The organism is Pseudomonas aegrilactucae (assembly GCF_019168305.1).
Classification (GTDB): domain Bacteria; phylum Pseudomonadota; class Gammaproteobacteria; order Pseudomonadales; family Pseudomonadaceae; genus Aquipseudomonas; species Aquipseudomonas aegrilactucae.
In genome coordinates, this window is the sequence record NZ_JAHTBI010000041.1 from 1 (window position 1) to 21703 (window position 21703).

The following is a 21703-nucleotide window of genomic DNA, read 5'->3' on the forward strand; positions in this document are numbered from 1 at the left end:
GCGGCGCTGTACCTGTGGGAGCTGGCTTGCCAGCGAAGGGCTCACCGCAATCGGTCAGGCCTTACTCCGGAATACGCAGCGTCTGCCCCGGGTAGATCTTGTCCGGGTGGCTGAGCAGCGGCTTGTTGGCCTCGAAGATCTTGTTGTACTGGTTGGCGTTGCCATACACCGCCAGCGAAATCGCACTCAGGGTATCGCCCTTTTTCACCACCACGAAACGCGCGGCCGCGACCACCGGGCCGGTCACGGTGAGCTGGTCGTCCACCGACGCCACACCGGCGATATTGCCCAGCGCCAGCAGGATCTTCTCCTTCTCTTCCTGGCTGCCCACCTCGCCTTTGACGGTGACCTTGTCACCCTCCACGGTGGTCTGAATGTTCGGATTGCCCAGCCCGACCTTGCTCACGTGCTCCTTCAACTGCTCGCCGGCATTGGCATTGCCCGGCGTCAGCAGATCGACCAGTTTCTCGCCCGCTTCTTTAATGAAACTGAAAATGCTCATCCTGTGCTCCTTAGGTATCAATGACCGGAGCAGGCAGTCTAGGACAAGATAGAATGCTTCGCCTGCGAACGCCCTAGGAGCGACGGTGGACATCAAACAACTCAAATTCCTCATCGCCCTGGATGAAACCCGCCACTTCGGCCAGGCCGCCGCACGTTGCCACGTGACCCAGCCGACCCTGTCGATGCGCCTGCGCAACCTGGAAAAGGAGCTGGGCCTGGCGCTGGTCAACCGTGGCCAGCGCTTCGAGGGGTTCACCGCCCAGGGCGAACGCGTGCTGGCCTGGGCGCGCTCGGTGCTGACCGCCTACGACGGCCTGTACGCCGAAGCCGCCGCCTGCCGCGGCCATCTGGCCGGCACCCTGCGCCTGGGCGTGGTGCCGCTGTCGAGCTTCGACCCGCTGCCGCTGCTGCAGCGCCTGCACCGCCTGCACCCGGACCTGCGCTTCGAACTCAGCGCGCTGAGCTCCGAGCAGATTCTCGAACAACTGGCCAGCAACAGCCTGGACCTGGGCGTGTCGTACCTGGAGCGCCTCGACAACGAGCGCTTCGAAACCCTGCCACTGGGCGACACACGCATGGGCCTGCTGTTCGATCCGGGCCACTTCGACTTCGGCGACGCACCGCTGAGCTGGCAGACACTCGCCGAACTGCCACTGGGCCTGCTGACCAGCGGCATGCATTTTCGCCAGTCCATCGACCACAACTTCCACCGCCACGGCCTGACCCCGCAATTGCTGTTGCAGACCGACGCCGTTCATCAGTTGGTGCAGGCTGTGCACGGCGGCCTGTGCTGCGCGGTGATGCCGCTGGCCGCCGGGCTGGAAGCCCTCACCGGGCACCTGCGCCTGCAACCGATCGAACAGGCCAGCACGCTCGCGCCACTGGGCCTGATCATGCGCCGCAGCGCACCCCGCTCGGCCCTGGCCGAAGCTTGCATCGCAGAATACCGTCAGGCGTTGAGCGAGGCGTGATCGACGCCGTCTATCAAGGCATCAGCATTAGCGATTAGACGATACCCGAGCAGGGGCCTAGGCTTAAGGCTGACCTGCCTGCCGGTATCTTCCAATGACCTTAAAACCCCCGGCCTGCGTGGCGTCCACGCCCCTGGCCGCGCCTGCCGCGAGCATCCGCTACGACTACAGCCTGCTTGGCGAGCCCAGCCAGGCCAGCGCAGACCTGGCCGAAGAAGTCGCCCTGGCGATCGCCTACAACGGCATCAGCCAGGCCGTGATGCTGGTGAGCCCCACCGACCTTGACGATTTCATCGTCGGTTTCAGCATCGGCAGCGGCATCATCACCGCGCCCGACGAGATCTACGACGTCAGTTTCAACGGCAGCGGCTCGGCCATTCATGCCGATGTGCAGATCGCCAACCGCGCCTTCTGGAACCTCAAGACCCAGCGCCGCCAGCTGGCCGGCACCAGCGGCTGCGGGCTGTGCGGGGTGGAGGCGGTGGAACAGGCGCTGCCTGAGCTGACGGTGCTGGCGGGTGCGCCACTGCCCCCGCCCCAGTGGCTCGAGGGCCTGCGCCAGCGCATCAGCGCCTTCCAGCCGCTGGGCCAGCACTGCGGCGCGGTGCATGCCGCGCTGTACATGAACGACCAGGGCGAGTTGCTGCTGGGCCGTGAAGACATCGGCCGCCACAACGCCCTCGACAAGCTGATCGGCGCGCTGCTGCGCCAGGACATCGCCATCGCCGGCGGCCTGGCCATCGTCACCAGCCGCTGCAGCCTGGAGCTGATCCAGAAAGTGCTGCGTGCCGGCATCCAGACCCTGGTGAGCCTGTCCTCGCCCACCGGCCTTGCCCTGCAATGGGCACGCCGCCACCGCCTCAACCTCATCCACCTGCCGCATCACAGTGCGCCGAGGGTGTACAGCCCCGCGCAGGAGAATCGCCCGTGAGCCTGCATCATCAAGCCGACCAGAAGCCCGTTCCCCGCTACAAGCCCTACCATGGCGCCGCCGGTGGCTGGGGTGCACTGCGCAGCGTGGCACAGGCGTGGATCGGCAGCGACAACGCGCTGAAGAACATCCGCGCCCTGCTCAAGACCAACCAGAACGGCGGCTTCGACTGCCCCGGCTGCGCCTGGGGCGATTCGCCGGAAAGCGGCATGGTCAAGTTCTGCGAGAACGGCGCCAAGGCGGTCAACTGGGAGGCCACCAAGCGCCGTGTCGACGCGGCTTTCTTCGCCCGCCACAGCGTGACCTCGCTGCTGGGCCAGAGCGACTACTGGCTGGAGTACCAGGGCCGGCTCACCGAGCCGATGGTGTACGACCCGGCCAGCGACCGCTACCAGCCGATCAGCTGGGACAACGCATTCGCCTTGATCGCCCGCCACCTCAACGGCCTGACCAGCCCTGACCAGGCCGAGTTCTATACCTCGGGCCGGGCCAGCAACGAAGCGGCCTACCTGTACCAGTTGTTCGTGCGCGCCTACGGTACCAACAACTTCCCGGACTGCTCGAACATGTGCCACGAGGCCAGCGGCGTGGCCCTGGGGCAGAGCGTCGGGGTGGGCAAGGGCACCGTGACCTTCGACGACTTCGAGCATGCCGACGCGATTTTCGTCTGGGGCCAGAACCCTGGTACCAACCACCCGCGCATGCTTGAACCGCTGCGCGAGGCGGTCAAGCGCGGCGCCCAGGTGGTCTGCGTGAACCCGCTCAAGGAACGCGGTCTGGAACGTTTCCAGCACCCGCAGCACCCGATCGAGATGCTCACCAACGGCGACCGCCCGACCAACACCGCCTACTTTCGCCCGGCACTGGGCGGGGACATGGCGCTGCTGCGCGGCATGGCCAAGTTCCTGCTGCAATGGGAGCGTGAAGCCCAGGCCAGCGGCGCACCGGCGGTGTTCGACCATCTCTTCATCGCCGAGCACACCGCTGCAGTCGACGCCTACCTGCAGGCGGTCGAGGCCACAGGCTGGGAGAAGATCGTCGAACAGTCGGGGCTGAGCCTGACCGACATCGAGCAGGCCGCGCGCATGTATGCGCGGGCCGAGAAGGTCATCATGTGCTGGGCCATGGGCATCACCCAGCACCGTCATTCGGTGGCGACCATCCAGGAAATCGCCAACCTCATGCTGCTGCGCGGCAACCTTGGCATACCCGGTGCCGGCCTGTGTCCGGTGCGCGGGCACAGCAACGTGCAGGGCGACCGCACCATGGGCATCAACGAGCGCCCGCCGGTGGCCTTGCTCGATGCGCTGGAGCGCCGCTTCGGCTTTGCCGTGCCGCGCCACAATGGCCACAACACGGTGGAAGCGATCCGCGCCATGCTCGACGGGCAGGCGCGGGTGTTCATCGGCCTGGGCGGCAACTTTGCCCAGGCCACCCCCGACACCGAGCGCACTGCGCAGGCGCTGCGCAACTGTGAGCTGACCGTGCAGATCAGCACCAAGCTCAACCGCAGCCACCTGATGCATGGGCGCCAGGCGTTGATCCTGCCGTGCCTGGGCCGCACCGATATCGACCTGCAGGGCGAAGGCCCGCAGGCGGTGACGGTGGAAGATTCGTTCAGCATGGTGCATGCCTCCAACGGACAGCTCAAACCGCTGTCGCGCCAGATGCGCTCGGAGCCTGCGGTGATCGCCGGGATTGCTGCGGCCACGCTGGGCAGCGCGCCGGTGGACTGGAACTGGCTGATTGCCGATTACGCGCGGATTCGCGAGCTGATTGCCGACACCATCCCCGGGTTTGCCGGGTTCAACCAGCGCCTGGAGCATCCGGGCGGGTTCTACCTGGGCAACAGTGCCGCTCAACGCGAATGGAAGACGGCCACCGGCCGTGCCAACTTCAAGGCCAATGCGCTGCCTGATGACCTGCTGCATGAAAGCGTGCGCGCCAGCGGCCAGGTGCCGGACCTGATCATGCAGTCGATGCGTTCGCACGATCAGTACAACACCACCATCTATGGGCTGGATGACCGTTACCGTGGGGTCAAGGGTCAGCGCGATGTGTTGTTTGCCAATGAGGCGGACATCATTCGCCTGGGCTTCAACCCGGGGGACAAGGCCGATATCGTGTCGTTGTGGGGGGATGGCCGCGAGCGTCGGGTCAAGGGTTTTACCCTGCTCGCATTCGATATCCCGGCGGGGCAGGCAGCGGCGTACTATCCGGAGGTGAACCCGCTGGTGCCGCTGGAGAGCGTGGGTGACGGCAGCCATACGCCGACGTCGAAGTTCGTGGCGATCAAACTGGAGGCGGCGAGCGTGAGTACGCGGATCGTCTGAGCCCCCCAGAGCGCTTATCCCAAGTAAGCTAGGACCACCAAAAAACAATTAAGTTTCACTGCAAAAACAGTAACTTATAAAATTGTATACAGGTCGTGCTACTCGTCGGATTTGCATTGCCAGCGCCCATGGCAGAGCCTCAGGATCGCCTCGTCATCCCTCTGAGGCTCTCATATGAAGTACTCCTCGATTCTGTTGTTGTCCCTCGGCCTGCTCAGTGGCGCTGCCTCGGCAGGTGGTACCACCGAAGCCGGTATTGGCGGCGCATTGGGTGGGGTATTGGGTGCAGTGGTCGGCCAGCAGATCGGTGGCAACACCGGCTCGGCGATCGGTGCTGGCCTGGGTGGCGCCGCGGGCGGTGCCGTCGGCGCCGACAAACGCAGCCGCGGCGAAGCCGCCATCGGCGGTGCACTCGGCGCAGCCGGCGGCAACGTGGTAGGCCGCAGCGTGGGCGGCAGCACCGGCAGCCTGATCGGCGCAGCCGCTGGCGGCGGCGCAGGTGGCGCGCTGGGCAACTACATGGGCAACAAGAGCGACGACGAAGACCGTCGCTACAACGACCGCGGACGCGGCTACGATGACCGTCGCCACTACCGCGATCGCGGCCACCACTACGGCCATCGCAAGCACAACAAGCACTGGCGCCACCGCTGAACACCCCTCCCACTGCCGGCCCTTGCGCCGGCAGTGGCTTTATTGGTGCCCGTCAAGCGAATCAAGCCAAGTGCCATCACGCCATCGGCTTAAGCCATATGCCTACACCTTACCCCTTGCCTGATCCTCCACTGAAAACTTCGCCCCGACTGTCTGCTCAGGTCTGCGGGCTTTTATATTGACCACCCGATCAACATTGCCGAGCCGCACTTTACCTGCGACATATTGTGACCGCCCGGTCGGCTTAAGGGGCGTCCCGATTTTGACGCCAAATAGCAATCGCTATGATCCGTGCCACCTTAAGCGAGACAATGGGCGCACGGAATGCGGATGTACCTGGGAATATGGATCGGCACTGCCCTTGGCGCCTGCGGACTGCTGTTCGACCTGCTCCCCGTCGGTATCGCCGGGCTGCTGCTGGTCACCTTGGCCAGCACCCTGCTGCGACCCCGCCCTGCTGCACCAACCCCGCTGTTCAGCGACGCCCCGATCGTGCTCGAACCTCACCCGCTGCAGAACCTCCTGCCCGTGGTCGCACCCAGCTGGATCGACAGCCTCGAGCAGAGCCGCAACCTGCTCAGCAGCAACATCGGGCAGTTGCTGGAGCGCTTTGGCGATATCAGCACGCGCCTGGAACACAGCCTCAACGATGCCGACAATGTGCTGGCCAACGGCGGCGTCGGCGAGAACCTGCGCGCCGCCAACCAGCGCCTGCGCCAGGTGACCGACAGCTTTGCCGCCAGCAGCCAGCGCCAGCATGAGTTCCTTGCCACCATCAACCACCTGGGCGGCTACACCGAACAGTTGCAACAGATGGCCCGCCACGTTCAGGAAATTGCCAGCCAGACCAACCTGCTGGCACTCAACGCCGCCATCGAAGCAGCCCGCGCTGGCGAATTCGGTCGCGGCTTCTCGGTGGTCGCCGACGAAGTGCGCAAGCTCTCGCGCCTGTCCGCCGAAACCGGCCAGTCGATGGACGCCAAGGTCGGCGAGATCAACCACGCGATCCAGACCAGTATCGATGCCGCCACCGTACTGGGCGCCGAGGAACAGGCCAACCTGCACGAACTGGAACAGGTGCTCGATGACGTGATCAGCGGCCTGGGCACCAACCTCGATGCCCTCGACGGTGCCTCGCGCGCCCTGCAGCAGGACGCCCGCGCCACCCAGGCCGATATCCACGCAATCATGGTCGGCCTGCAGTTCCAGGACCGCGCCGACCAGATGCTCGACCACCTGCAGACCGACCTGCTGCAACTGCTCGACGCCCTGGCCCACGACGATGCGCGCCTGCACGACCCACAGGCCTGGCTGCAGCAACTGCGCCAGCGCTTTACCACGAGCGAAGAGCGGGCCGGCCACAGCCAGTCGACGGCCAACAGCGACGTGACCTTTTTCTAAACTCCCGGAAGCCCTGAACATGGCCAAGACCATCCTGATCGTCGACGACTCCGCCTCCATGCGCCAACTCGTGAAAATCAGCCTTGCCAGCGCCGGCCACCAGGTCATCGAAGCCTGCGACGGGCGCGACGCGCTGAACAAGCTCACCGGCCAGAAGATCAACCTGGTGATCAGCGACGTGAACATGCCCAACCTCGATGGCATCGGCCTGGTCAAGGCGCTCAAGGCGCGCAACGAGTACCGCTTCACCCCGATCATGATGCTCACCACCGAAAGCGAACAGGCAAAGAAGGCCGAAGGCCAGGCCGCCGGCGCCAAGGCCTGGATCGTCAAACCGTTCCAGCCGCAGCAGTTGCTTGCTGCGGTCGAAAAACTGATTGGATGACGGGTATGTTCAGCCTCGTCCCGGCCACCCCCGAAACACCTGCCAGGCTACGCCTTGACGGCGACCTGACCATCTATGAAGTGCGTGCCGCGCGCGAGCAGTTGCTGGCCTTGCTGCCCACTCAACCGACGCCCTGGCAACTGGACCTGGGCGGCCTGGACGAACTCGACAGCGCAGGCGTGCAACTGCTGCTGAGCCTGCAGAAAACCCTGTGCGCCAATGGCCACAGCGCCGAGGTGATCGCCCTGCCGGGCAACGCCCGTACGCTGCTGGAACTGCTGCGCCTCCCCTCGTTATGCCCGGCCGGCCTGACCGCGCCGTGCGAGGAGTAAGCATGTTCGACGCCGAGCAATGGAGCCAACTGCTGCAGGGTTTTCTCGAAGAAGCTCGCGACCTGCTCAAGGAAGCCGAAGACAGCCTGCTGCAACTGGAAAGCCGTCCCGACGACGAGGACGCGATCAATGCACTGTTTCGCGCCGTGCATACGCTCAAGGGCTCGGCGGGGATCTTCTCGCTCGATCCGCTGGTGGCCCTGGCCCACCAGCTTGAAAACCTGTTGATGGGCGTACGTGACGGCGTACGCACACTGGACGCCCCACTGACCTCGCTGATGCTGCAATGCATGGATGAGCTGGCAGTGATGCTCGAGAGCATCGATGCGCAGTCGGCCAGCATGCCGGCGCATACCCCGCGCCAGGCCGCGCTGCTGGCGGCACTGGCAGCCCAGCAGGGCGCCACGCCCGCAGCGCCAGCTGAAGCCGAGACGGCCATCCCGGCGCCTGGCGAGCCACTGACCTGGTACCTGTCGATCCGCTTCAGCAGCGAACTGCTGAGCAACGGCTTCGACCCGGCAGCGTTCATTCGCTACCTGGGCCGGCTGGGCGAAATCCTCAGCCTGCAGACGCTCACCTGGGCGCTGCCCGATCTCGAGACGCTGGACCCCGAGGCCTGCTACCTGGGCTTCGAGCTGAGCCTGCGCAGCGATGCCAGCCGCGAGCAACTGGAGGATGTGTTCAGCCTGGTACAGGACTTCTGCACCCTGCGCCTGCAAGCCACACAGCCCCATGATGAGCCCTCGGCCGCCACTTTGCCGGCGCCGACGCAAACGTTGGCGCCCCCGCCAGCACCCACTGTGCCTGCCCTCCCCGCCGCCGCCAGCGACAGCCGCACCGCCCCCAGCAGCATGGTCAAGGTCGCGGCACACAAGCTCGACGAGCTGATCAACCTGGTCGGCGAGCTGGTCATCAGCACCGCCGGTGCGCAGATGCAGGCCTTGCGCAGCGCCCACGGCGCCTGCATCGAAAGCGTGCAGGCGGTACAACAGCACGTCGAGCAGATCCGCGAGCGTGCGCTCAAGTTGCGCATGGTCGAGGTGGGCGAAACCTTCAACCGCTTCCACCGCGTGGTGCGTGATGTGAGCCAGGCGCTGGACAAGCAGATCGCACTGAGCATCCACGGTGGCGACACCGAACTGGACAAGACCCTGATCGACCGCATTGCCGACCCGCTGGTGCACCTGGTGCGCAACGCCATCGACCATGGCATCGAAGCGCCTGCCGAGCGCCGCGCAGCGGGCAAGCCGGAACAAGGCCAGTTGCGCCTGAACGCCTACCACGACTCGGGCATGATCGTGCTGGAGATCCAGGATGACGGGCGCGGCCTGAACACCGCGAAAATTCGCGAGAAGGCCATCGCCCGCGGCATGCTCGACAGCGACACGCTGATCAGCGACCAGGACATCCACATGCTGATCTTCGAGGCCGGCTTCTCGACCGCCGAGCAGGTGTCCAACCTGTCTGGCCGCGGCGTGGGCATGGACGTGGTGCGCAGCGCCATCGACCAGTTGCGCGGCGTGATCGAGATCGACTCCACGCCCGGGCTGGGCTGCACCTTCCGCATCCGCCTGCCGTTGACCCTGGCGATCATCGACGGCTTCCTGGTAAGCGTGGGCACCGAGCATTTCGTGATCCCGCTGGACATGGTCACCGAATGCATGGAAGCGCCTGAAACCCAGGCCGAGCAGCACCACCTCAACCTGCGCGGCCGGCCGCTGCCGTGCATCGACCTGCAGCAGCATTTCAGCCTGCCGCGCAGCGCCAGCACACGCCGCAACATCGTGGTGGTCAGCCAGGGCCGGCAGCATGCCGGGCTGATCGTCGATCAACTGCACGGCGAACTGCAAACCGTGATCAAGCCCCTGGGGCAACTGTTCCAGCACCTGAGCGGTATCAGCGGCTCGACCATCCTCGGCTCTGGCCAGGTGGCCCTGATCCTCGACATCCCCAGCCTGTTCCGCCAATCGCAGCACCGCGCCGAAGGCGAGACGCCGCCCCTGTTGCCAAGCCCTTCCGGAGAATAACCATGCAAATGATCAGCAATATGAAGATAGGCGTGCGCCTGACCCTGGGTTTTCTGGTGGTGGTGGCGCTGACCGCGCTCATCGGGTTCATCGGCGTGCGCAACCTCAACCAGGTCAATGAGCTGTCGGACCGCATGTACGACTATGACGTGGTCGGCCTGAGCACCCTGCAAGAGGCCAATATCCAGCTGCTGGCGGCCAACCGCGCAGTACGCCAGAGCCTGCTGTCCACCTCCGTCGAGGAGCGCGACCAGGCCGCCGCCACGGCACGCGCGTCGATGGAAAAGACCCGTGAGCTGCTGGTCAAGTCGCGCGAGTACTTCCTGACCAAGGACGGCCGCGCACAGGTGGAGAAAATCGAAGGCCCGCTGCAGGACTACATCAGCGTTGCCAACCAGTTGATGAACGTTCACCGCCAGTCTGGCGAACTGCAGACCCTTACCGACGCGCTGGCACTGATGCCGAAAAATGTCGCGGCGGCAAACCTGGTGGACGAGCTGCTGGGTGCAGCCAGCTCAGGCAAGCAGGCCCGCGCCGGCGAGGCCAACGCCGACATCACCGCGATTGCCGACAGCTCGCGCCTGCAGATGATCGCCCTGGCCGCCGCCGCGACGTTGATCGGCATGCTCATCGGCGTACTGGTCACACGCAGCATCACCCGCCCGCTGGCCGGTGCGGTAGAAGCAGCAGACCGCATGGCCGCCGGTGACCTGAGCCAGGACCTGGTGGTGACGCGCAAGGACGAGACCGGCCAACTGCTGACCGCCATGCAGAACATGACCGTACGCCTGCGCAGCATCCTGGGTGACGTGCGCAGCGCCGCCGACGCACTGTCGTCGGCCTCCGAGCAGGTCAGCTCGACCTCGCAGTCGCTGAGCCAGGCCGCCAACGAGCAGGCCGCCAGCGTCGAGCAGACCAGCGCCTCGGTCGAAGAGATGTCGGCCTCCATCGCACAGAACACCGAAAGCGCCAAGATCACCGACGGCATCGCCGGCAAGGCCGCCAACGACGCGGTACAGGGCGGTGGTGCCGTGGGCGACACCGTACTGGCAATGAAACAGATCGCCGACAAGATCGGCATCATCGACGACATCGCCTACCAGACCAACCTGCTGGCCCTGAACGCGGCGATCGAAGCGGCGCGTGCCGGCGATCACGGCAAGGGCTTCGCGGTGGTGGCTGCCGAGGTGCGCAAGCTGGCCGAACGCAGCCAGGTGGCCGCGCAGGAAATCGGCCAGGTGGCCTCCAGCAGCGTGCGCCTGGCCGAACAGGCCGGCAGCCTGTTGAGCGAGATCGTGCCGAACATCCAGAAGACCTCCGACCTGGTCCAGGAAATCACCGCCGCGTCCCAGGAACAGAGCAGCGCCGCCGGCCAGATCAACATCGCCATGGGCCAGATGAACCAGATCACCCAGCAGAATGCCTCGGCCTCCGAGGAACTGGCGGCCACCGCCGAAGAGATGAACGCCCAGGCAGGCCAGTTGCAGGAGCTGATCGGTTTCTTCCGCTTCGAAGCGCACAGCGCCAATGCCCGCCCGCTGCCACGGGTCGGCGAGCTGCAAGGCGCCGCCTACAAACCCACCCACAAGGCGCTGATCGATGAAGGCCAGTTCGTCAGCTTCAATTGAACGAGGCGCTGCCATGAACACCCTTGAGCTCCCGGCCCACTCGCCGGACACGCCCGCCAGCATCCAGCACCTGACCTTTCGCGTGCGCCAGGCCGGGTACGCGCTGCCCATCGAGCTGGTGCGCGAGATCATCGAGTACGCCGAGATCACCCGCGTGCCGATGATGCCCGCCTACATCCACGGCGTGCTCAACCTGCGCGGCAACGTGGTGCCGGTGCTGGACCTGGCCGCACGCTTCGGCATGGACCTGACGGTGGCCGGCAAGCGCACCTGCATCGTGATCATCGCACTGCCACTGGAAGGCGGCGTGCAACGCATCGGCCTGGTGGTGGACGCGGTCGACGCCGTGCTCGATATCGACCCGCACGCAGTCGTGCCGGCACCACCGTTCGGCACCGGCATTCGCGCCGACTTCATTGCCGGCATGGCCCAGCAGGAGCAAGGCTTCCTGATCATCCTGAACATGGCCCAGGTGCTCTCGCTGGAGGACATCCGTCATCTCAGCCAGGCGGCGAAGGTTTCCTGAGATGCCCTCGACCTTCAAGCTGCCGGTGCTCGGCGAACCGGAGTTTCGCCGCCTGCAGGCGCTGATGAGCAAGGCCTCGGGGATTCACCTGGCAGACAACAAGCGCTCGCTGGTGGCCGGGCGCCTGATGAAGCGTCTGCGTCATCACCACCTGGACAGCTACAGCGAGTACCTGCACCTGATCGAGTCGCCCAGTCACGGCCGCGAACGGCGCCTGGTGATCGACCTGCTGACCACCAACGAGACCTACTTCTTTCGCGAGTTTGCGCACTTCGAGTTTCTTGGCCAGTGGCTGGGCCAGCGCAGGGGGCCGCTGCGGCTGTGGAGCGCAGCGTGCTCCTCGGGCGAAGAGCCCTACAGCCTGGCCATGACGGTGGCCGAGCATGCCAGCGCCAGCGACTGGTCGATCCTGGCCAGCGACCTCAGCCAGAGCATGCTGGCGCTCGCCGAGCAGGGCATCTACGACATCGCCCAGGCGCGCTACTTTCCCGAGGACTGGATGCACCGCCACTGCCTGTGCGGGGTAGGCGACATGCACGGGCGCCTGCGCATACAGGCACACCTGCGGGCGCGGGTAACCCTGCGCGAGATCAACCTGGTGCAACCGTTGCCCGAAGGGCTGGGGCCGTTCGACGTGATTTTTCTGCGCAATATCCTGATCTACTTCGACACCCACGAAAAACAACGCATCGTGCAGCGCCTGGTCAGCCAGTTGCGCCCCGGCGGGCTGCTGTTCATCGGGCATGCCGAAAGCATCCACGGCTTCGACCTGCCGTTGCGGCTGGTGCACCCCTCGGTGTTCGAACGCACATGACCGAGCGCCCTGCTGCACCGATCCGGGTATTTATCGTCGACGACTCCGCGCTGGTACGCCAGGTACTCAACCAGTGCCTGAGCAGCCACCCTGGCATCCGCGTGATCGGCATGGCCGCCGACCCGCTGTACGCCATCGAAAAGATGCGCCGCGACTGGCCCGACGTACTGGTGCTGGACATCGAGATGCCGCGCATGGACGGGCTGACTTTCCTGCGCCAGATCATGGCCGAGCGCCCGACGCCGACCATCATCTGCTCGACCCTCACCGAGGCCGGCACCGACCTCAACCTGCAGGCCCTGGCCGCTGGCGCCGTGGGCGTGTTTACCAAGGCACGCCTTGGCCTGCGCCAAAGCCTGGAGAGCCTGGCCGCAGGCTTGATCCGCAGCATCGAGGACGCCGCCCGCACGCGGCCGGTCATGCTCCCCACGTCGCACGCAAAAGAAAAAACCAGTGCGCCGGCTGCAACTGTTATCAAAACCACTGATCGAATCGTTACACTTGGCTGCTCGACTGGAGGCACCCAGGCGCTGGAGTTCATCCTGCGCCAGTTGCCGCGTGATTGCCCGGGGATCGTGATCGTCCAGCACATGCCCGAGAAGTTCACCGCCGACTTTGCCCGACGCCTGAACAGCCTCTGCCAGATCGAGGTACGCGAGGCCAGGCATCTGGATCGCGTGCACAGCGGCCTGGCGTTGCTCGCGCCCGGCGGCTTGCACATGCAGCTCAAGCGCAGCGGTGCGCACTACCTTGTCGAGGTGCTGGACGGCCCCGCCGTCAATCGGCACAAACCTTCGGTCGATGTCCTGTTTCGCTCCGCCGCCCGGCATGCCGGGGGCAATGTGCTGGGCATCATCATGACCGGGATGGGCGATGACGGCGCACGTGGTTTGCTCAGCATGCGTGAGCACGGTGCTGTCACCGTGGCCCAGGACGAAGCCAGTTGCGTGGTGTTCGGCATGCCCAAGGAGGCCATCCGGCTGGGCGCGGCCCAGTCGGTGGAGCCGCTGGTCAGGCTGCCGGCGCTGATTGCCCACTTTGGCGATAACGTGCGTCACGGCTAGCCCGACACCGCCCCCTTATTTCGCGACACAGGCCAACCTATGCTTTGCCGATTACTCCTTGCAGACGAGTCGCCCCTGTTCAGAGCAGGTTTGCGCGCGCTGCTCGAACAAAAACAAGATTACGCGGTGGTGGGTGAAGCGAATGACGGCCTGAGTGCTGTCGAGCTTGCCGAACAGCTCAAGCCGGACATCATCATGCTCGACATGGCGCTGGACGCACTCGAGAGCGAGGAGATCCTGCGCGAGCTGTGCCTGCGCGTGCCGGCGAGCATGGTGCTGATGCTCTCGGCGCGTTCGGAGCTTGAGTTCGTGATGAAGTGCCTGCAGCAGGGCGCCCATGGCTTTCTGCTCAAGACGGCCACGGTGCTGGAGCTTGAGCTGGCCTTGCAGGCCCTGAAGAACGGCGGCCAGTACCTGTCCTCGGCGGTGCTGCCGCTGGTGATCGGGCAGGCGGTCAAGCACAGCCGCAAGCGCCATGCGGGCAACAGCACCATGCAACTGACCGCGCGCCAGCTGGAGATCCTGCGCCTGATCGCACGCGGCGAGTCGACGCGCTCGATAGCCGATGGCCTGGGCCTGAGCGTGAAGACCGTGGAAGCGCATCGTTCGCAGATCATGCACCGCCTGCAGATTCACGACATACCGGGCCTGGTGCTGTTTGCGGTGCGCGAAGGGATCATCCGTATCAACGACTGAGGCTGCGGCGTTTCAGCCTTGCAGCGCCTGCAGGGCGCCTTGCAGGGCCGCTGGCAAGCTGGCCGGCTGGCCGGATGCGCGCTCGACGAATACCTGCACCATGCGCCCGGCGGCGCTGGGCTGGGCTTGGCCGACCTTGAACAGGGCCAGTTCGTACTCCACCGAACTGCCGGCCACACGGGCCACGCGCAGGCCGACTTCGAGGCATTCGGGAAAGGCTGCCGAGGTGAAGAAATCACAGCCCGAACTGACCACGAACCCCACCACTTCCCCGTCTTGCGGGTCGAGACCTGCGTGCTCGATCAGGTAGCCCTGCACCGCGCTGTCGAAGAACGCGTACACCGTGGCGCTGGCAATGTGGCCGTTGATGTCGTTGTCCTGCCAGCGTGTCAGCAGGGGCTGGAAGCGGGGGTAGTGGTGGCGTTCGGGGAGGTGGGTCATAAGGGCCTGTACCGGGCAAGAACAGTGGGTGGAGAACGGCAGGAGCAGCAGAACAAGAAGCTTCCCACACTTGTTTGGGAAGGCCTATAGTTGCAATCAACTATAGATTGCATAGCATTGGTGGCTTACATGAAACGACGGCGCGCACCCATGCCTACTCACAGCATCGAACACCTTGAACTTGGCAATCTGATTCGAAGCGGGCTTGTCCAGGCTACCCACATCGTTGGCCAAGCAGGTGGCTGGTCGGTACAGATCAGCAGCGAAAACCATGAGCATCTGCTGATGGCGCAACGTAGCGGCAGTGTCAGGTTGTTCAAGAAGCTGGAAACGGTGGTGAGCTATCTGCAAGACCTCGGCATTGATCATTTCGAGGTGGATGCCTCAGGCTTTGACTCACAGCAGGTCAGCACCTATGGCCGCCCTGATCGGACACAGGCGCTGAAAATGGCGCACCAGGCGGCCGCCTATGAAACCTGGTTCGCGCAACAGGTCGAGGCCAGCCTGAACGACACCGCACCGTTGGTGGAGGATGATGAGGCCAGAAGGCTGTTTGCAGAACGCCGTGATGCGCTGCGAAAAAGGTCTCATTGATGCGTCTGATGTGGCGTGCCTTGTCACTCAAGGACCGCGAACACATCATGCAGCGGATCGCAATCGACAACCCAATGGCGGCAATACACCTCGACGAGCTATTTGAAACGTGCGCCGAAAGAGCCCGACAAAGGCCGCAGTTGTACAGATCGGGCCGGATCACCGGTACGCGGGAGCTGGTGGTGAAGCCAAACTACGTGATGGTTTACCGCGTTCATGGCGAGCAAGTGGAAATAGTGCGAATCCTGCACTCACGCCAGCAATGGCCCTGCGCCTGACTGCACAACAAGAATAGAGCCGTTTTGACGTCGGGATCAAAACTGCCTCACCCCCCAAACGAAAAAGCCGCCCATTCGGGCGGCTTTTTCTCAGCGGGCGGGCAACAACTCAGCGTTGTGGGCCGGCAGCCTTGATGGCGTCGGAAACTTCAAACTTCTTGAAGTTTTCGATGAACAGCGAGGCCAGGCCCTTGGCTGCTTCATCGTACGCCGCGCTGTCAGCCCAGGTGTTGCGCGGGTTGAGCAGAACGGTTTCAACGCCCGGTACCAGCTTCGGTACGTCCAGGTTGATGATGTCCAGGTGCTCGGTTTCAGCACCGACCAGCGCGCCGCTCTGGATCGCCGCGATCACCGCACGGGTGGTCGGGATGTTGAAGCGCTTGCCGACACCGTAGCCACCGCCGGTCCAGCCGGTGTTGACCAGGTACACCTTCGAACCGAAACCACGAATACGCTTGATCAGCAGTTCGGCGTACTCGCCAGCCGGACGCGGGAAGAACGGCGCACCGAAGCAGGTGGAGAAAGTCGACTTGATGCCGCTGCCCGAACCCATTTCGGTCGAACCCACCAGTGCGGTGTAACCCGACAGGAAGTGGTAGGCCGCCTGCTCTTCGCTGAGGATCGACACAGGCGGCAGTACGCCGGTCAGGTCGCAGGTCAGGAAGATGACCGCGTTCGGCTCGCCGCCCAGGTTCTCGGCGGAACGCTTGGCAACGTGCTCCAGCGGGTAGGCTGCACGGCTGTTCTGGGTCAGGCTGACATCGGCATAGTCGGCATGCTTGGCGTCGTCGATCACGACGTTTTCCAGCACCGCGCCGTGCTTGATGGCTTTCCAGATGACCGGCTCGTTCTTCTCGGACAGGTCGATGCACTTGGCATAGCAACCGCCTTCGATGTTGAACACCACGCCCTCGCCCCAGCCGTGCTCGTCGTCACCGATCAGGTAACGGCTTTCATCGGCCGACAGGGTGGTCTTGCCAGTGCCCGACAGGCCGAAGAACAGGGTCACGTCGCCCGCTTCGCCAATGTTGGCCGCGCAGTGCATCGGCAGCACGTCGGCGGCCGGCAGCAGGAAGTTCTGCACCGAGAACATCGCCTTCTTCATCTCGCCGGCGTAACGCATGCCGGCGATCAGGACTTTTTTCTGGGCGAAGTTGAGAATCACGCAACCGTCGGAGTTGGTGCCGTCACGCTCTGGCACGCACTCGAAGTTGGCAACGTTGAGCACCTGCCACTCATCACGGCCGGCAGCGTTGTACTGCTGCGGGTTGATGAACAGGCAACGGCCGAACAGGTTCTGCCAGGCAGTCTGGGTGGTCATGCGTACCGGCAGGTAGTGCTCGGCGGCCGCCCCTACGTGGACGTGGGAAACGAAATGCTCTTGGGCGTTGTTGAACGCCTCGACGCGGTCCCACAGGGCATCGAACTTGTCGGCCGGGAACTTGCGGTTGATCGGGCCCCAGGCAATTGCAGCCGAGGTGGACGGCTCGTCGACGATGAAACGGTCAACCGGCGAACGACCGGTACGGTGACCGGTTTTCACGACCAGCGCGCCAGTATCGGCCAGCTCGCCTTCACCGCGGTTCAGCGCTTCTTTTACCAGCTCATCGACGCTCAGGTCGGTGTACACGGTGTTTTTGGCTTGCGTCATGAGATTCCCCATCCGGCCTGCGGCCGAGTGCTCCAAACGTTTTGTAGTAGAGCTTTGAAAACTACTACAGCGAAAAAAGTGGCCGGATTATGCCAGAAACGCCCAAAAAAAGTAGAGCCCTCCTGTCAGAACGGCGAGTTTCCGGCATTCGACAGGAGATTTACCTGAACTGAAACGTTTCAGTGACGAGTATCTGACGGCGACTCAACGCCGCCTCCGGCGAACAAATGCGTGATATCGGTGCCATCGAACAGGTAGCGTTCATTGCAGAACTGGCAATCGATCTCGACCTTGCCGCCGTGCTCGAGCAACAGCTGCTGCGCGTCCTCCAGGCCCAGGCTGACCAGCGCATTGGCCGAACGCTCGCGCGAACAGCTGCAATGGAAGCGCAGCGACTGGCTATCGAACAGGCGCAGCGCCTCTTCGTGGTAGAGACGGTGCAGGACGGTCTCGTTGTCCAGGCCCAGCAGCTCTTCAGCCTTCAGCGTGCTCGCCAGCGCGGTGACGTGCTGCCAGCTCTCGGTGCGCTCGTCATCGTCCTTCTGACGGTCGGCCGGCAGTTGCTGGAGCAGCAGCCCGCGGGCGCGCTGGCTGTCGGCATTGAGCCAGAAGCGCGTGCCGACCTGCTGGGACATCACGAAATAGTTGGTGAAACACTCCGACAGGTCCTTGCCATCCAGGTCCACGAAGCCCTGGTAGCGCTGGCCACGCGCCGGATCGATGGTCAGCGCCAGCTGGCCATCGGGCATCAGGTCGGCCAGGCTCGCGCCCGCCTCGACCTGCTCGGCATCGTAGCGCGCCAGGCCACGGATTTCGCGCTCGCTGGAACACTCGATCATCAGCAACGGGATCGGCCCTTCGGAACGTGCCTGCAAGATCAGCAGCCCGTCGAATTTCATCGTGCCCACCAGCAGCGAAGCCGCCGCCATCAGCTCGCCGAGCAGTTGCGCCACCGGCTGCGGGTAGGGATGCTTGGCCAGCACTTCGGCATAGCTGCGCTCCAGCGAAACCAGCTCGCCGCGCACATCGCGCTCGTCGAAAATGAAGCGTTGGGTGAAGTCGGTATCCGGCAAATCATGCATGGCTTTGGCTTTCTGAAAGGGTGGCGGAACAAGTGCGTATTTTAGGGCTTAACCCGCGCTGTCGTGCAACTGGTGCAGTTGGCGCCGCTGTTTTTTGGTCGGCCGACCGTCGGTGCTCACGCCCAGGGCGCCGGCCTTGCGCAGCGCCGCCGCCTGTTCGCGACGGGCGAGGCTCTGCGCGGTTTCTTCATACAGCGCCTGGGCTTCGGGGGCGCCGCGGCGCACCACGGACAGTGCCTTGACCACCACGGTGCGCTCCTCGAAGCCGGTGCGCAAGACGAACTCGTCGCCCACGCGTGGCTCCTTGCCCGGCTTGCAGCGCTCGCCACGGCAGTGCACCTTGCCACTCTCGATGGCGGCCTTGGCCAGGGCGCGGGTCTTGTAGAAGCGTGCCGCCCACAACCATTTGTCCAGGCGAACCTTGTCGTCCTCTTCCGGCTTTTGTGCCATAGCATTTCCCCGTTCCATTTCTTTCATGGAACTGTACTACCGTAACTGGCGGATGCAAAAAGTACGCAGCGTGCTTACAGTTGACCGACTTATTCGCAGGTTGTGCATTTTGAAGACATTTGACCATTTGAGCGTGATCGGCCTGCGCGAGTGGGTAGCCCTGCCCGACCTTGGCGTGGCCGGCCTGCGCGCCAAGATCGACACCGGTGCCAGCACCTCCAGCCTGCACGCCACCGAAGTGGAAACCTTCGAGCGCGACGGCGAAACCTGGGTGCGTTTCAACGCTCACCTGGGTTCGGTGGTACAACTGCGCCACCGGCGCTGTGAAGCGCCGCTGGTGACGATGAAGACCATCAAGAGCTCCAATGGCCATGCCCAGACCCGCTACGTGATCCGCACGCCCCTGGCGCTGGGTGACCGGGTGTGGGAGGTGGAATTCACCCTGGCCTGCCGCAAGGCCATGCGCTATCGCTTGCTACTCGGTTCAAAGGCTCTGGTACACGGCCAGTTGGTGGTCAACCCGGGCCTCAAATATGTTCAGGACAAGCCGGCATTCCCGGCCACCATTACCCCCTCCACAGGTGTTGCATGAAGATCGCTGTGCTGTCGCGAAACCCGCGTCTGTATTCCACTCGTCGTCTGGTCGAAGCCGGTACGCAACGAGGCCATGAAATGGTTGTGATCGATACCCTGCGCGCCTACATGAACATCGCCAGCCACAAGCCGCAGATCCACTACCGCGGCCGGCCACTGGAAGGCTTCGATGCGGTGATCCCGCGCATCGGCGCGTCGGTGACCTTCTATGGCTGCGCCGTGCTGCGCCAGTTCGAGATGATGGGCGTGTTCCCGCTCAACGAATCGGTGGCCATCGCCCGCTCGCGCGACAAGCTGCGCTCGCTGCAGTTGCTGTCGCGCCGCGGCATCGGCCTGCCGGTGACCGGCTTTGCGCACTCCCCCGACGATATTCCCGACCTGATCCAGATGGTCAACGGCGCGCCGCTGGTGATCAAGGTGCTCGAAGGCACACAAGGCATCGGCGTGGTGCTGTGCGAGACCACCAAGGCGGCCGAGTCGGTGATCGAGGCGTTCATGGGCCTCAAGCAGAACATCATGGTGCAGGAGTACATCAAGGAAGCCGGTGGCGCCGACATCCGCTGCTTCGTGGTCGGCGACAAGGTGATCGCCTCGATGAAGCGCCAGGCCAAGCCCGGCGAGTTCCGCTCCAACCTGCACCGCGGCGGCACCGCCAGCCTGATCAAGGTCACCCCCGAAGAGCGCATGACGGCCATCCGCGCGGCCAAGGTCATGGGCCTGAGCGTGGCCGGGGTCGACATTCTGCGCTCCAACCATGGCCCGCTGGTGATGGAGGTGAACTCCTCACCGGGCCTTGAAGGCATCGAGGTCACCACCGGCAAGGACGTTGCCGGGATGATCATCGAACACCTGGAGAAAAATGGCGGGCCCAACCTGACCCGCACCAAGGGCAAGGGCTAAAGCCTGGGTTTGCCCTAGACCGCGTCGCGTGGCAGCAGCAGGCCCAGCGGCAAGCGCACCCGCGCCTCGATGCCGCCACCGGAGCGGTTGCGCAGCTCGACATTGCCGCCATGCTGGGCGGCAATGCGCTTGACGATCGCCAGCCCCAGGCCGGTGCCCTTGCCACTGCGCGCACGGTCGCCGCGAATGAACGGGTTGAAGATCGCCTCCAGTTCGCCCGGGTCGATACCGGCGCCGCGGTCGAGCACGCTCAGCACCACGTAAGGCGCATTGCTGTCACCCGACACGTAGGCCGCCACCTCCACGCCCTTGCCGGCATGGTGCAGGGCATTGCCGATCAGGTTGTTGAGCAGCCGCTTGACCGACACGCGCCGCAGCGGGAACGGTGGAATCGGCTCCAGGCACAGGCGCACCTGCTCCTCGGGCTGGTTGAACGGCGCTACCACTTCGCGCACCAGGTCGCTGAGGTCGACCTCCTCCACCGGCTCGTCACGGCCATCCCGGATAAACGCGAGGAACTGATCGAGGATCGCGTCCATGTCCTCGATATCACGCACCATGTCGTCGGTCAGGTCGCTTTCGTTGGCCAGCAGCGACAGTGACAGGCGCAGGCGCGTCAGCGGCGTGCGCAGGTCATGCGATACACCCGCCAGCATCAGTTCTCGCTCGCGTCCGGCCTGCTCGACGTCTTCGGCCATCTGGTTGAAGGCGCGGTACACCTCGGTCATTTCGCTCGGTGTATCGCTGACCGGCAAGCGTACGCTGCGCCCCTGCCCCAACTGGCGGGCAGCGAACACCAGGCGCTTGAGCGGCTGGTTGAGCTGGCGCACGAAGATCCAGGCCGAGGCCGTGGACAACAGACCGATGGCGAGGAACCAGCCCAGCACGTTCCAGATCTTCTGGCCACGCAACGGGTGCGGGTACAGTGGCACCTTCAGCCAGCCATCGCCCAGGCTCGGGGCCTGCACCCACAGCGCAGGCGGTGCATGGATGCGCAAACGCACCTCGGTGTCCTCACCCAGTTCGGCCTGCATCTGACGCTGGTAGATCTCGCTGTAGGGCCAGTGCTGCTCGCCCTCTGGCACGCCCTCACCGACCACCCGCTTCAAGCCGGCGGCTTCGGCGATCTTCTCGCGGTTCTGCTCGTCGGCTGCCCAGTAGGCGCGCAGGGTCAGGGCCACGCCGTGGCTGTACTGGCGGTCGACCAGCACGTCCTCGTTCATCAGCAGGTACACCAGGGTCAGCGCCTTGGAGAACAGCACCACGGCCAGCACCAGCCAGAGGGTGCGGGCGAAAAAACTTTGGGGGAACCACAGGGGCGTTTTCATGGGCGAGGGCTACACACTAGGCAGAAACGAGCGCGGCTCGCAGGCGTTGCGGATGCAGACACAGGCAAAAACAGGGCACCCCGAAGGCGCCCTGCCATTACCGACCTGTGACTGCACAG

23 protein-coding genes are annotated in these 21703 nt (G+C 64.4%); 17 read left to right on the top strand and 6 right to left on the bottom strand.

Features of this window, described 5'->3' with window-relative positions:
• Positions 1-61 precede the first annotated feature (61 nt).
• Positions 62-502 carry a peptidoglycan-binding protein LysM gene (gene lysM, locus KUO17_RS12270; RefSeq protein ID WP_217975834.1) on the bottom strand — a complete coding sequence of 147 codons (441 nt, stop codon included), beginning with the start codon at positions 500-502 and terminating at the stop codon, positions 62-64.
• Positions 503-587: 85 nt separating this feature from the next.
• Here lysM and KUO17_RS12275 point away from each other — a divergent pair, with 85 nt between their 5' ends.
• The 13 genes from KUO17_RS12275 to KUO17_RS12335 all read left to right on the top strand — a co-directional run bounded on the left by KUO17_RS12275 (position 588) and on the right by KUO17_RS12335 (position 14266).
• Positions 588-1475 (top strand): LysR family transcriptional regulator, encoded by an 888-nt coding sequence (locus tag KUO17_RS12275; protein WP_217975835.1) that lies wholly within the window; start codon positions 588-590, stop codon positions 1473-1475.
• 94 nt (positions 1476-1569) lie between these two features.
• Positions 1570-2406, top strand: a complete 837-nt coding sequence (gene fdhD / locus KUO17_RS12280) for a formate dehydrogenase accessory sulfurtransferase FdhD (RefSeq protein WP_217975836.1) — start codon at positions 1570-1572, stop codon at positions 2404-2406.
• Positions 2403-4739: an FdhF/YdeP family oxidoreductase gene (locus KUO17_RS12285; RefSeq protein WP_217975837.1), complete on the top strand. Its 2337-nt coding sequence runs from the start codon at positions 2403-2405 to the stop codon at positions 4737-4739. The genes fdhD and KUO17_RS12285 overlap by 4 nt, the downstream gene beginning before the upstream one ends.
• A 174-nt stretch (positions 4740-4913) precedes the next feature.
• Positions 4914-5393, top strand: coding sequence for a glycine zipper domain-containing protein (locus tag KUO17_RS12290; RefSeq protein WP_217975838.1), 480 nt, complete (start codon positions 4914-4916; stop codon positions 5391-5393).
• Positions 5394-5723: 330 nt separating this feature from the next.
• Complete coding sequence (locus KUO17_RS26900; protein ID WP_279648263.1) at positions 5724-6794, top strand: methyl-accepting chemotaxis protein; 1071 nt, start codon at positions 5724-5726, stop codon at positions 6792-6794.
• A 19-nt stretch (positions 6795-6813) separates the two neighbouring features.
• Positions 6814-7179, top strand: coding sequence for a response regulator (locus KUO17_RS12300; protein ID WP_217975840.1), 366 nt, complete (start codon positions 6814-6816; stop codon positions 7177-7179).
• Positions 7180-7184: 5 nt separating this feature from the next.
• A complete protein-coding gene (locus KUO17_RS12305; RefSeq protein WP_217975841.1) occupies positions 7185-7511 on the top strand; it encodes an STAS domain-containing protein in 327 nt (108 codons plus the stop codon).
• 2 nt (positions 7512-7513) lie between these two features.
• On the top strand, positions 7514-9538 hold the full coding sequence (locus KUO17_RS12310) for a chemotaxis protein CheA (RefSeq protein ID WP_217975842.1): 2025 nt from the start codon (positions 7514-7516) through the stop codon (positions 9536-9538).
• A gap of 20 nt (positions 9539-9558) precedes the next feature.
• A complete protein-coding gene (locus tag KUO17_RS12315) occupies positions 9559-11166 on the top strand; it encodes a methyl-accepting chemotaxis protein (protein ID WP_482817131.1) in 1608 nt (535 codons plus the stop codon).
• Positions 11167-11179: 13 nt separating this feature from the next.
• A complete protein-coding gene (locus KUO17_RS12320) occupies positions 11180-11692 on the top strand; it encodes a chemotaxis protein CheW (protein ID WP_217975844.1) in 513 nt (170 codons plus the stop codon).
• 1 nt (position 11693) lies between these two features.
• On the top strand, positions 11694-12506 hold the full coding sequence (locus tag KUO17_RS12325; RefSeq protein ID WP_217975845.1) for a CheR family methyltransferase: 813 nt from the start codon (positions 11694-11696) through the stop codon (positions 12504-12506).
• On the top strand, positions 12503-13570 hold the full coding sequence (locus KUO17_RS12330) for a protein-glutamate methylesterase/protein-glutamine glutaminase (RefSeq protein ID WP_217975846.1): 1068 nt from the start codon (positions 12503-12505) through the stop codon (positions 13568-13570). Before KUO17_RS12325 ends, KUO17_RS12330 begins: the two co-directional genes overlap by 4 nt.
• A 39-nt stretch (positions 13571-13609) precedes the next feature.
• A complete protein-coding gene (locus KUO17_RS12335) occupies positions 13610-14266 on the top strand; it encodes a response regulator (RefSeq protein ID WP_217975847.1) in 657 nt (218 codons plus the stop codon).
• 12 nt (positions 14267-14278) lie between these two features.
• Here the strand turns inward: KUO17_RS12335 and KUO17_RS12340 are convergent, their stop codons facing one another.
• A complete protein-coding gene (locus tag KUO17_RS12340) occupies positions 14279-14707 on the bottom strand; it encodes an acyl-CoA thioesterase (RefSeq protein ID WP_217975848.1) in 429 nt (142 codons plus the stop codon).
• Between the two features lie 150 nt (positions 14708-14857).
• Here KUO17_RS12340 and KUO17_RS12345 point away from each other — a divergent pair, with 150 nt between their 5' ends.
• Positions 14858-15301 (top strand): hypothetical protein, encoded by a 444-nt coding sequence (locus tag KUO17_RS12345; RefSeq protein WP_217975849.1) that lies wholly within the window; start codon positions 14858-14860, stop codon positions 15299-15301.
• On the top strand, positions 15301-15579 hold the full coding sequence (locus KUO17_RS12350) for a type II toxin-antitoxin system RelE/ParE family toxin (RefSeq protein WP_217975850.1): 279 nt from the start codon (positions 15301-15303) through the stop codon (positions 15577-15579). Before KUO17_RS12345 ends, KUO17_RS12350 begins: the two co-directional genes overlap by 1 nt.
• Before the next feature lie 109 nt (positions 15580-15688).
• Here KUO17_RS12350 and KUO17_RS12355 read toward each other — a convergent pair whose 3' ends face one another.
• The 3 genes from KUO17_RS12355 to KUO17_RS12365 all read right to left on the bottom strand — a co-directional run bounded on the left by KUO17_RS12355 (position 15689) and on the right by KUO17_RS12365 (position 18762).
• Positions 15689-17230 carry a phosphoenolpyruvate carboxykinase gene (locus tag KUO17_RS12355; protein ID WP_217975851.1) on the bottom strand — a complete coding sequence of 514 codons (1542 nt, stop codon included), beginning with the start codon at positions 17228-17230 and terminating at the stop codon, positions 15689-15691.
• Between the two features lie 179 nt (positions 17231-17409).
• On the bottom strand, positions 17410-18312 hold the full coding sequence (gene hslO / locus KUO17_RS12360; RefSeq protein ID WP_217975852.1) for an Hsp33 family molecular chaperone HslO: 903 nt from the start codon (positions 18310-18312) through the stop codon (positions 17410-17412).
• A gap of 48 nt (positions 18313-18360) precedes the next feature.
• Positions 18361-18762, bottom strand: a complete 402-nt coding sequence (locus tag KUO17_RS12365) for an RNA-binding S4 domain-containing protein (RefSeq protein WP_217975853.1) — start codon at positions 18760-18762, stop codon at positions 18361-18363.
• 109 nt (positions 18763-18871) lie between these two features.
• Between KUO17_RS12365 and rimB the strand changes: the two genes are divergently transcribed.
• Positions 18872-19354 (top strand): retropepsin-like aspartic endopeptidase RimB, encoded by a 483-nt coding sequence (gene rimB / locus KUO17_RS12370; RefSeq protein WP_217975854.1) that lies wholly within the window; start codon positions 18872-18874, stop codon positions 19352-19354.
• Positions 19351-20256: a 30S ribosomal protein S6--L-glutamate ligase gene (gene rimK / locus KUO17_RS12375; protein WP_163940171.1), complete on the top strand. Its 906-nt coding sequence runs from the start codon at positions 19351-19353 to the stop codon at positions 20254-20256. Before rimB ends, rimK begins: the two co-directional genes overlap by 4 nt.
• Positions 20257-20270: 14 nt before the next feature.
• On the opposite strand, the gene KUO17_RS12380 is transcribed toward rimK, so the two are convergent.
• Positions 20271-21584, bottom strand: coding sequence for an ATP-binding protein (locus KUO17_RS12380; protein ID WP_217975855.1), 1314 nt, complete (start codon positions 21582-21584; stop codon positions 20271-20273).
• Positions 21585-21703 lie beyond the last annotated feature (119 nt).

Coding starts and splice junctions, on each gene's coding strand:
- lysM (WP_217975834.1), bottom strand. CDS start 502: ATGAGCATTTTCAGTTTCATTAAAGAAGCGGGCGAGAAACTGGTCGAT.
- KUO17_RS12345 (WP_217975849.1), top strand. CDS start 14,858: ATGCCTACTCACAGCATCGAACACCTTGAACTTGGCAATCTGATTCGA.
- KUO17_RS12350 (WP_217975850.1), top strand. CDS start 15,301: ATGCGTCTGATGTGGCGTGCCTTGTCACTCAAGGACCGCGAACACATC.
- KUO17_RS12365 (WP_217975853.1), bottom strand. CDS start 18,762: ATGGCACAAAAGCCGGAAGAGGACGACAAGGTTCGCCTGGACAAATGG.
- KUO17_RS12325 (WP_217975845.1), top strand. CDS start 11,694: ATGCCCTCGACCTTCAAGCTGCCGGTGCTCGGCGAACCGGAGTTTCGC.
- KUO17_RS12340 (WP_217975848.1), bottom strand. CDS start 14,707: ATGACCCACCTCCCCGAACGCCACCACTACCCCCGCTTCCAGCCCCTG.
- KUO17_RS12320 (WP_217975844.1), top strand. CDS start 11,180: ATGAACACCCTTGAGCTCCCGGCCCACTCGCCGGACACGCCCGCCAGC.
- KUO17_RS12355 (WP_217975851.1), bottom strand. CDS start 17,230: ATGACGCAAGCCAAAAACACCGTGTACACCGACCTGAGCGTCGATGAG.
- rimK (WP_163940171.1), top strand. CDS start 19,351: ATGAAGATCGCTGTGCTGTCGCGAAACCCGCGTCTGTATTCCACTCGT.
- hslO (WP_217975852.1), bottom strand. CDS start 18,312: ATGCATGATTTGCCGGATACCGACTTCACCCAACGCTTCATTTTCGAC.
- KUO17_RS26900 (WP_279648263.1), top strand. CDS start 5,724: ATGTACCTGGGAATATGGATCGGCACTGCCCTTGGCGCCTGCGGACTG.
- KUO17_RS12315 (WP_482817131.1), top strand. CDS start 9,559: ATGAAGATAGGCGTGCGCCTGACCCTGGGTTTTCTGGTGGTGGTGGCG.
- KUO17_RS12335 (WP_217975847.1), top strand. CDS start 13,610: ATGCTTTGCCGATTACTCCTTGCAGACGAGTCGCCCCTGTTCAGAGCA.
- KUO17_RS12305 (WP_217975841.1), top strand. CDS start 7,185: ATGTTCAGCCTCGTCCCGGCCACCCCCGAAACACCTGCCAGGCTACGC.
- KUO17_RS12380 (WP_217975855.1), bottom strand. CDS start 21,584: ATGAAAACGCCCCTGTGGTTCCCCCAAAGTTTTTTCGCCCGCACCCTC.
- KUO17_RS12310 (WP_217975842.1), top strand. CDS start 7,514: ATGTTCGACGCCGAGCAATGGAGCCAACTGCTGCAGGGTTTTCTCGAA.
- KUO17_RS12330 (WP_217975846.1), top strand. CDS start 12,503: ATGACCGAGCGCCCTGCTGCACCGATCCGGGTATTTATCGTCGACGAC.
- KUO17_RS12300 (WP_217975840.1), top strand. CDS start 6,814: ATGGCCAAGACCATCCTGATCGTCGACGACTCCGCCTCCATGCGCCAA.
- fdhD (WP_217975836.1), top strand. CDS start 1,570: ATGACCTTAAAACCCCCGGCCTGCGTGGCGTCCACGCCCCTGGCCGCG.
- KUO17_RS12290 (WP_217975838.1), top strand. CDS start 4,914: ATGAAGTACTCCTCGATTCTGTTGTTGTCCCTCGGCCTGCTCAGTGGC.